Source organism: Mesorhizobium sp. M4A.F.Ca.ET.090.04.2.1, assembly GCF_003999085.1.
In the GTDB taxonomy this organism is placed as follows: domain Bacteria; phylum Pseudomonadota; class Alphaproteobacteria; order Rhizobiales; family Rhizobiaceae; genus Mesorhizobium.
Genome location: NZ_RZOT01000201.1, coordinates 1 through 9,603, shown reverse-complemented (window position 1 = coordinate 9,603; position 9,603 = coordinate 1). Strand labels below are relative to the sequence as shown.

The window sequence follows — 9,603 nt, the reverse complement described above, 5'->3', positions numbered from 1 at the left end:
CCGCTCGGCAACCACCCAATGCTCGATCCGGATGGTCTCGCCGCTGCGGGGGTCTGGCCATCGCGCAATGTCGCCGGCGGCGAATACGCCAGGCGCGCTCGTCTCCAGAAAGGCGTTTACGACGACACCGCGGTCAAGGATAAGCCCTGCCTGTTCGGCAAGCCCGGTCCGCGGTCGCACGCCTATACCTGCGACGACCAGGTCGGCCGTCAGCGTCTTGCCGCTGGTAAGCGTCACCTTGCCGCCATCGATGCTGCTGGCGCTGTCCTCGAGATGGAACACAACGCCATGCTCCTCATGGAGGGCACGGATGAAGTCGCCCAGTTGCGGACCGAGCACCCGCTCCAGGGGCCGTTCTTCCGGCGCCACGACATGGACGTCGATATCGCGTGTGCGCAGGGACGCGGCAACTTCCAGGCCAATGAAGCTGGCGCCAAGCACCACGGCGCGGCGCGCACCCGTGGCCCGCTTGATGATAGCCCTGCTGTCTGCGAACGAGCGCAGCGTGTGGACGTGCGGCTGGTCGGCGCCGGGAATGGTGAGGCGCACCGGTTCGGCCCCGGTCGCAAGCAGCAGCCGGTCGTAGCGGACCCGGGCGCCGTCGGCGAGCACGACCTCGCCGGAACGCACGTCGATGCCGGCAACGTCCGCTTTGAGGCGCAGGTCGATATCGTTCTTTGCGTAGAAGCTCTCGCCGCGCAGCGGAATCCAGCTTTCCGGCGCCTTGCCGGCGAGGTAGTCCTTGGAAAGATTGGGCCGATCTACCGGCGGCGCTTCGTCGTTGCTGAGCATGACGATGCTGCCTTGATAGCGTTCGCGCCGCAGTGTTTCGGCCGCTGCGAATCCGGCCGCGCCGCCGCCGACAATGACGATCTTTGCCGGGTCGGAGCCTGCATCGCGCGGCTTCGCTGCCGTCCGTTTGCGCTTCTCGCCCACGAAGATCCTGTTATCGCGCAGTTCCACCGACCAGCAGGCCAGCGGACTGAGGGCTGGCGCGCGCAAGGCCTCGCCGGTGCGCAAATCGAAGCATGCGTGATGCCAGGGACACCGCACGGTATCCTCCACCACAAGACCGTCGACGAGCGGCCCACCGTAATGTGTGCAGGACGCCGCGACGGCAAAGACCTCGGCGCCGCGGCGCACCAGCAGCACTTCTTCATCGCCGCAGTGGCCGACCAGCTTGCCGCCATCGGCAAGGTCGGAGAACGCGATGCCCTGAGCCAGGTCCGGCCCGTCTGATTTGGTATGACCCGCAGCCATGTCCTTCTCCCTGGCGATCCAATCGCCTGTGCGGCCGAGAAACGGAAATCTAGGTCCACCGGCCCGAAAGAGCCGCTTTCCGGCCAGCTTGGCTCCAGCTTCTCGACACCGCCCAAACGCCCGGCCGCGTCATTCGTTGCCGCCTGGCGGCATGCATCCGTCATTTTCCCGGAACCGCTCGATCTGTTCCAGCGTTTGCCGGCGGAACGGGACGCGCGCATCGGCTGGCTGCGCCGAGCTCCAAAGGGCGGCGTTCGCGCATGACCGCTTCGCGCCGTCGGGCCCCGCCAATGGCGGGCGTGACCGTGACAGGACGAACAGGGTATAAAACGATCTGGCAGCAGACTGGTCGAGGAAAGCTCCACCGTCATGAAACCGATGAACGAAGAGCACCTTGCGATCCTACGCAGGCACATGGTCGAGATGATTGCGATCCTCGCCGACCTTACAAGCGACGAACTCGGCAAGGCAACGTTCGAAGAGCGGGTGATGGCATCGATGCTGCGGGTGCCGCGACATCTCTTCGTGCCGGCCTCGGTCGCGCCTTATGCTTACCAGGACATGCCGCTGCCGATCGGCTTCGACAAGACCATCTCTCAGCCCTTCATGGTCGCTCTGATGACCGATCTCCTTGCTCCCCGACGCCACGAGTCAGTGCTCGAGATCGGGACCGGACTGGGTTATCAGACCGCGATTCTCGCGGAACTCGCCGGACAGGTCTGGAGCGTCGAGATCATCGAGGAATTCGCCAGCCAGGCCGAGGATCTACTGCGCGGCCTTGGCTTCTCCAACGTCGCCATCCGTGTCGGGGACGGGTCTCGCGGCTGGCCCGAGCACGCTCCGTTCGACAAGATCCTGGTGAGCGTGGCGGCCGACCGGACGCCGCCGGCTCTGCTCGACCAGCTCAAGCCAGGGGGACGTCTGGTTCTGCCACTGGTGGCCGAAGACGTTCAGTTTCTGACTGTTATCGACAAGGCCGCGGCAGGGCAGATCAAGACCCGCAAACTCATTCCGGTCCGGTTCAGCCGGCTCGAAACCGTCTGATGCGGTGCGCACAGCTGGCACGACCGCGCTTTCCGACCCTGACGCAGCTCCGGCAAACGCCGCTCGCAGCTGAAAGACCGCAGTAGGTACGGCTCTCGCCCCTAACTGCGCACCTGCCGCAGCACTGTCTTTTCCACCACAGGCTCCAGCGATTCCGCGAAGGGGGTCGCCAGATGATGGCGGTCGCGGTAGGCGAGCTTGCCGTTGATGAAGACGTGGCAGGTGGTCTGGTCGCAGAACTGGCTGGTCAGGTCGACATAGGTGGCGCCGGGCACGCTGCGCACGACGTCGCGCTCCGCCGCGGCGATATCGTCGTTCGCCGCCGTGATCCTCGGCGTATCACAGACCTCAGGGGGCTGCCCGCGCCACAGCGCCCGCGCCACGCATTTGTCGACATAGTTTCCATTGTAGGGCACGTCCCTGATCACTGCGACCTTGATCCCGGCCCGGCTGAATGCCGCGAGCGTCCAGTGCAGGCCGGCCCTCCATTCCTGGTTCCAATCGGCGTGCCTCAGTTCCTCGGGCGATTCCTTCATCACGTTGCCGATCGAGAATTCCGAGATCACCACCATGCGCGGATGCAGCGCGATGATGTCCTTGACCGATTGCTCCCGCCACCGGTCGCATTCGGTGTAGTCGCGCTTCAGCCGCCAGTTCCAGGTCGTGACCCGTGAGGCACGGCAGGAGGATTTGAGATAGGTGACGACGCGGTAGTTGTTCCTGCTTGCCGCCTCGATCAGCGGCGTCGACCAATGATCGGCATGCGAGTCGCCGAACAGCACGACCGAACCCTCGGCATCCTTGGCGCCGAACACGCAGGGCTTGGGCTTGACGGTCTCGAAATCGAGCACGCAGCCGCCCTTGGCGCGCGCGGTGGAGGGGCGTGCCGCACTTTCGGCGATGACGCGCTGCTCGGGGTCGAGGTCGTGCACGGCCAGTCGCGCATTGGCGTAGGCGGCGACGACGCCGGTGCCGGTCAGGAGGACGGCCGGCACCAGCGCCCGCGCCGCATTGGCCATAAGCCAGCCATTGCGGCGTATCGGGTTCTCGATGAACAGGTAGGTGAAGGCCGACAGCGCCAGCGTCAGCGCCAGGCAGAAGAGGCGCTGCACGGTGGAGAGCTCGGCGGTAAGCATGCCGGCATAGACGATGACCGGCCAGTGCCAGAGATAGAGCGAATAGGAAAGCTTGCCGACCCATTGCAAGGGCGGCAGCGCCAGGACGGCACTGAGGCCGTTCCTGGCGCCGGCCGCTCCCGCCAGCAGCATGAGGACAGTGCCGGCCACCGGCACCAAAGCCGGCAGGCCGGGGAAGGGGGCGTCCTCGCTGAAGCAAAGATAGGCGATGGCGATCAGCGCAAGGCCCGCCCAGGCCATGGCGGCGCTCAGGCCGCGGCGCTGCCGCAAGGCCGCCGCCGGCACGAGCGTTGCCAGCCCGCCGGCGGCGAACTCCCAGGCGCGCAACGGCGAGAAATAGAAGGCCCAGGGTTGGGCTACCGTGGTCAGCCAGGCACAGACGGCGAAGGAGACAAGGCCGGCAAGCCCGATGACCAGGATCACCGCCCGCTTGCCCGGCCTCAACCATGTCGCAAGCATCAGCAGCGCCGGCCAGGCGAGGTAGAACTGCTCCTCGACCGACAGCGACCAGAAATGGATGAACGGGTTGTTGGCGGCGTCGGCGGCGAAATAGTCGAACGACCAGCGGATAAGCCACAGATTGATCATGTAGGCCGAGGCGAACATGGCGCCCTTGGAATAGAGCGACTGCTCCTCCGGCGACAGGATGACGGCGCCGGCGACCAGCGTGGCAAGGATGACGAACAGCGCGGCCGGAAGCAGCCGGCGCGCGCGCCGCGCATAGAAGCGCCAGAGGTCGAGCCGGCCGGTCTCGCCGATCTCGTTCACGAGATGGCGGGTGATCAGATAGCCCGAGATGACGAAGAAGATGTCGACGCCGGTGAAGCCGCCGGGGAGCGCCGTGAGCCCGAAATGGAAGGCGATGACGCCAGCCACCGCCAGCGCGCGCAGGCCTTCTATGTCGGGCCGGAACGAAGCCGAGGCCGGGAACTGTGCTGTCAAGACGACGCCTCGTACTGGTCGTTGGCAGCCCACCCAGGAACAGACTCGCCCCTGGGCGCCGATATCGCAATGCAACATATTTAACGCAGTGCAACATAAGGGGAGGGGCGCCTCTTACCTCCCCCTTGTGGGAGAGTCGGATTGCCCCGATTTGTTCTTCACAAATCGGTTGGCAATCCGGGCGAGGGGTAAGCTGGCGCCAAGCTGGAACACCCTCATCCGTCTCGGCGCTGCGCGCTGATCCACCTTCTCCCACAGGGGGAGAAGGCAAGGGCGCTTTCGCCAGTCTCCGACATTCGCGGTCGGCCTTCGCGTTGCCCGTGCCTCGCGCATCGGCTATTCCCGCTCAGCCAATATCGGCCGAAATGGGAGCTCAACATGACCGACACCACCATCCTCAAATTCGGCGCCATCGAGCATGCAGAGGCCGGCGACCTGCCGGGCTGGGTCGTGGTCGAGGGCAGGCCGACCATGCAGACCGCCGTGCAGCACACCACCGCCGATGGCAAGGTGATTTCGGGCACCTGGCGGGCGTCGCCCGGCACCTACCATGCCACCTACACCGACTACGAGTTCGTGCACATGATCGCCGGCCGCATCATCATCACGCCCGACGGCGGAACCCCGGTCGAGGTCGGGCCGGGCGATGCCTTCGTGGTCGAAGCCGACTTCAAGGGAACCTGGAAGATCATCGAGCCGGTGACCAAGCATTTTGTCGTCAGGGTGGGCTGAGGCGGCCGCGCCGGCGGGCACGCGAAAGCACCGCCTGGGCCGGCGCCGGGACCCACGACCCAACTCACCGAATGTTAGGGAGCGCTAAAGTATCGTTGTCCGGAAACGTGCGATCTGCTAGCATTTGATCACCGACAAACGGCGCTGGGAGCGCCGTGCGTCCGACATCATGCACAACAGATCAACTCGAACCGGAGAACGGCCATGAAACGGCTTCTGACGGTCGCTGCGCTATTGGCAGCGAGCAGTTTGATTGCGATGCAAGGCGCAGCCGCCGACGATGCTGCGCTGATCAAGAGCGCCGAGTCCGCCGCGCCCGCCGCCGTGGCGAGCGGTGCCGCAATCTACGCCATGGATGACAAGGGCACCATGCGCACGGTGCGCGAGGGCAAGAACGGCTTCTGGTGCATGCCGGACAACCCGGCTTCGCCCGGCCCGGACCCGATGTGCGGCGATGCAAACGCGATGGAATGGGCGATGGCGTGGGTCGAGAAGAAGGATCCGCCCAAGGGCAAGGTCGGCTTCATGTACATGCTGTCCGGTGGCACCGACGGCAGCAACACCGACCCCTATGCGACTGCGCCCACTGAAGGCAACAATTGGATAGAGACCGGCCCGCATGTGATGATCGTCAATGCCATGGACGTCATGAAGGGCTATCCGTCCGACCCCAAGCCTGACACTTCGAAGCCCTATGTGATGTGGCCGGGCACGCCCTACGCCCATCTGATGATCCCGGTTAAGTGACAGAGCGCAAAAGCTGCTGATCTCCCCCACAAGCGAGGAGATCGGCGGCTTTGCCGCCGCCCATCGGAACCGGGCGGTGGGCGAGCGCGTTGCCTGCCGGCTAAATATGGCCGATCATGGCCATTGGCAGGGCGGAGGCATCAGGTGAATCGTCGGAACGGCATGCGAGCGTCGGAGCCGGGACTGGCAAGTCTGCTTGCTGCATCGCGGGGCCATCCGCGCACGGTGCTGCCGACGGTCGCCACCGTGGTGACGACGGTCGCGGCGCTCTATTTCGGTCGCGAGGTTTTCCTGCCGATCGCCGTCGCGCTGCTGCTCACTTTCGCCATCGCGCCGGTCGTCGCCTCGCTCAAGCGCGCAGGGGTTCCCCGCCTGCCCGCCGTCGTCGCCAGCGTGCTCGGCGCCTTCGCCGCCCTTGCCCTGTTCTCCTTCGTCGTCGCCACGCAGGTCAGCGATCTCGCCCAGAACATCCCCGTCTATCAGATCAATATCCTGACCAAGATCCGCGCGCTGAAGGAAAGCGGCCTCGGCGGCGGCATCATCGCCAGGCTGAGCGGGGTGATCGAGCGCGTCGGCCAGGAGATCGAGCGCCAGGAGCCGCAACTGCCATCGGCGGCCGAGACGCCGAAGCGCGATCCGATCCCGGTCGAGATCGTCGCGCATGAAAAGCCGCTACAGGTGCTGCAGAACCTGATCGCGCCGCTGCTCAGCCCGCTCGCCTCGGCCGGCCTGGTCATCGTCGTGGTCATATTCATGCTGATGGAGCGCGAGGATCTGCGCGACCGCTTCATCCGCCTGGTCGGCTATGGCGATCTTCACCGCACCACGCAGGCGCTGCAGGATGCCGGCAAGCGGGTTGGCCAGTATCTTTTGATGCAGTTGGTGGTCAACATCGTCTACGCCGTGCCGATCACCATCGGACTTTGGGTGCTGGGCATCCCCAATGCGCTGTTGTGGGGGATGCTCGCGTTGGCGCTGCGCTTCGTCCCCTATATCGGCCCGATTATCGGCGCGCTGTTGCCGCTGTTCCTGGCGCTGGCCGTGGCACCCGGCTGGGCGCTGCTCTTGTGGACGGCGGCCCTGTTCATCGTGATGGAGCTGATCACCGGCAATGTGATCGAACCCTGGCTCTACGGCTCGCGCACCGGCCTGTCGCCACTCGCCATCATCGTCGCGGCGATCTTCTGGACCTGGCTCTGGGGCCCCCTTGGCCTGGTCCTGTCGACGCCGCTCACCGTCTGCCTGGTCGTGCTCGGCCGCCATGTGCCGCAATTCGAGTTCCTCGACGTGCTGTTCGGCAACGAGCCGGTGCTGGAGCCCCATGCCCGGCTTTACCAGCGGCTCCTGGCCGGCGACCCCGACGAGGCGACCGACCACGCCGAGGAATACCTGGAAGACAAATATCTGTTCGAGTTCTACGACAAGGTGGCTATCCCTGCTTTGCTGCTCGGCGAGCACGACCGCATGCGCGGCGTCCTCGACGATGAGCAGCGGCGCCTGGTGGCCGGCAGCGCCGAGGCCCTGGTGGCGAACCTCGACGACAGTGCCCAGCAGGAAGCCGAAGAGGAAGAGGTCGAGCCGGAAGCCGCCGGCTCGGGCGACGATAAGGCCGGCGAACGCAAGGCGTCCGAGCGCAGGCCTGGCGAGGACAAGGAAGCCGAGGAGGTTGAAGAGGTGAACCTGCCGGATGGAACCGGCATTGCGGTTCTATGCGCTGGCGGGCGCGACGAACTCGACGATGCGGCGGCCGCCATGCTGGCGCAGGTGCTGGAAGTGCAGGGCGCCGCGGTGACGAAGGCGGGCTTCACCGATATCGAGCCCGGCGGTGTGCGCCATCTCGAACTCGACGGGATCGATACGGTCGTCATCGGCTTCCTCAACCGGGATTCCGTCAAGCATGCGCGCTTTCTGGTGCGGCGGCTGAAGCGCCGCAGGCCAAAGCTCAGGGTCGGCATCGTCTTCTGGTCGGAAACCGGCAACAGCGACAGGCAGGCGGCCACCGCCGAGGCCGGCGACCTCAATGCCGATTTCGTCGCCTACGGCATGGTCGACGCCGTCACCGGCGCGCTGTCGAGCGCACCGCCGGTGGTCCTCAAGCTCGCCGCCAAGCGCCGCCCGCGCCGCGCCCGGCCTGCCGCCAGGAAAGTGCCGGCAGCGGTTGCCGGCTGAGGGCCGGGCAGGGTGTCTCCTACTGGAAATTGAAATACAGCGCCGGCGGGTACTGCGACCCGTCGCCGGCCGGCGCCTTTGCCTCCGCGGCGGGCGTTATCCCACCTGTCGACGTGTTGTCGAGCGGCGGACGGGTTTCCTCGGCCTTGGCGGCGTTGTCTTGGTGCGCCGGGGCCCTCTTCTTGGCCTCCGCGCTCTGCGCGAGCACAAGCATGACGAGCAGCGCGGACAGCGCGGATAGAACGACTTTCATGAAGGTTTCCTCCCTTGGTTCCACGGCATTCATTGCTTGAAACCGGACTCGTCGAGCAGCGCGACCTGCTTGCCGTCGATGTAGAAGCGGATCGCGTGCGCCTCGTTGTCGATGTCGATGCGCGTCGACTGCGCGGCCTGCGCAGCCGGGCCTTTGACATATTTCGAGGGAAGATCACCGGCCGGCGCGTAGCGGAAGAGCAGCGCCAATGCGATGCATCCGGCGGTAAATACAATGAAGGTCAGTCTGGAAGAGGCGCTCGAGTTCATCGGGTCGTTCCTTCAGGTTGAAGTGGCATTACGGTTCGGTTGCTCCAGGTTCCTGAGCCTGGTTTCGCCGTTGCTCGGTTGAAGCGTGTCACTGCTCTGCGAAGGAAGACGTGCCCAGCCCACATTTCTATGTGTTGTCCCGACGGCCTGCCCCTTGCCCGCGGCGAGCTTAGCGCCGGCCCGCGAACCGAGAAGGCAGCACGCGCGGAATGCCGTGGAATTCTTTGGAATTCCTGGAATATTAGCTTGTGGAAAAGTACAATGTAAGGATGCGCCAGGGCGTGTTATGGCTGACAGCGGACAGTAAGGGGCGGCCGCATGGCACAGCATATCGGGCAGAAATTGCGGCTGACTTCAGCCCTGCTGGGAACTGTCACCCGCAAGGAACTGGCGGCGGCCTTCCGGGCTGTCAATCCGAAGACCGCGTTCGATCTCGGCCGCGCCGACAAATGGCTGCAGGGCCGCGCCCAGCCGCGTGAGCACAGCGTCTACGACGATTGGGCGAAGCTGCTTCGCCTGGAGCACCCGGGCGCCTGGATCGCCGACTGCGATCTGCCGGATTTCATCGCCACCATCTCCGACCATCACGGCGTCGACAGGGCCGAGCTCGAACGCCGCGCCAGCGCCCAGTTCGAGACGGCATCCAGCCATGAAGAGCGCAGCCTCGCCTTCGCGCTCGCCGGAACCTACGCATGCTATTCGCGCGCCTGGTCGCCCTATTTTCGCGGCCAGTTCATCAAGGGCATCCTGTCGATCGAGCCAGGGCCTGGCATGCATGGCCTGACCGCCACCTATCGCGAGTCCTTGCCGACCGGCCAGCTGGTGCTTGGCGGTCCGGTCACGCCGGCCAAGCGCGCCCTTTACGTGCATCTGAAGGAAGTCGGCGGCGATGCCCAGTTCTTCATCAGCCTGTTCCCGCAGTCGCAGCCGGGCAGCGTGCTTGGCGGCTATATGTGCGGTACGGCCATCATCGGCCCCGAGGCGCAGCCCTCGTTCACCAGGATCATCATGGTGCGCCTGCGCGACCCGGTGCCCGGCACCTCAGAATGGG

At 65.5% G+C, this 9,603-nt stretch carries 9 protein-coding genes; 5 read left to right on the top strand and 4 right to left on the bottom strand.

What is annotated here, in order from left to right:
* The coding region (locus EN781_RS15945) for an FAD-dependent oxidoreductase (RefSeq protein WP_127400135.1) at window positions 1–1,260 on the bottom strand (1,260 nt) is incomplete at its 3' end.
* Between the two features lie 369 nt (window positions 1,261–1,629).
* On the opposite strand from EN781_RS15945, the gene EN781_RS15940 reads away from it, so the two are divergent.
* On the top strand, window positions 1,630–2,304 hold the full coding sequence (locus EN781_RS15940; protein ID WP_126055358.1) for a protein-L-isoaspartate(D-aspartate) O-methyltransferase: 675 nt from the start codon (window positions 1,630–1,632) through the stop codon (window positions 2,302–2,304).
* A gap of 101 nt (window positions 2,305–2,405) precedes the next feature.
* On the opposite strand, the gene EN781_RS15935 is transcribed toward EN781_RS15940, so the two are convergent.
* Window positions 2,406–4,382 carry an acyltransferase family protein gene (locus tag EN781_RS15935; protein ID WP_245455510.1) on the bottom strand — a complete coding sequence of 659 codons (1,977 nt, stop codon included), beginning with the start codon at window positions 4,380–4,382 and terminating at the stop codon, window positions 2,406–2,408.
* A gap of 378 nt (window positions 4,383–4,760) precedes the next feature.
* On the opposite strand from EN781_RS15935, the gene EN781_RS15930 reads away from it, so the two are divergent.
* The 3 genes from EN781_RS15930 (at window position 4,761) to EN781_RS15920 (ending at window position 8,030) form a co-directional block, all read left to right on the top strand.
* Window positions 4,761–5,114 carry a cupin domain-containing protein gene (locus EN781_RS15930; RefSeq protein ID WP_126055356.1) on the top strand — a complete coding sequence of 118 codons (354 nt, stop codon included), beginning with the start codon at window positions 4,761–4,763 and terminating at the stop codon, window positions 5,112–5,114.
* A gap of 204 nt (window positions 5,115–5,318) precedes the next feature.
* A complete protein-coding gene (locus EN781_RS15925) occupies window positions 5,319–5,861 on the top strand; it encodes a hypothetical protein (RefSeq protein ID WP_127400134.1) in 543 nt (180 codons plus the stop codon).
* A gap of 162 nt (window positions 5,862–6,023) precedes the next feature.
* Window positions 6,024–8,030, top strand: coding sequence for an AI-2E family transporter (locus EN781_RS15920; protein WP_126059134.1), 2,007 nt, complete (start codon window positions 6,024–6,026; stop codon window positions 8,028–8,030).
* Window positions 8,031–8,049: 19 nt separating this feature from the next.
* On the opposite strand, the gene EN781_RS15915 is transcribed toward EN781_RS15920, so the two are convergent.
* Window positions 8,050–8,283: a hypothetical protein gene (locus EN781_RS15915; RefSeq protein ID WP_126055355.1), complete on the bottom strand. Its 234-nt coding sequence runs from the start codon at window positions 8,281–8,283 to the stop codon at window positions 8,050–8,052.
* A 29-nt stretch (window positions 8,284–8,312) separates the two neighbouring features.
* Window positions 8,313–8,492: a hypothetical protein gene (locus tag EN781_RS15910; protein WP_245455507.1), complete on the bottom strand. Its 180-nt coding sequence runs from the start codon at window positions 8,490–8,492 to the stop codon at window positions 8,313–8,315.
* A gap of 378 nt (window positions 8,493–8,870) precedes the next feature.
* On the opposite strand from EN781_RS15910, the gene EN781_RS15905 reads away from it, so the two are divergent.
* The coding region (locus tag EN781_RS15905) for a hypothetical protein (RefSeq protein WP_127400133.1) at window positions 8,871–9,603 on the top strand (733 nt) is incomplete at its 3' end.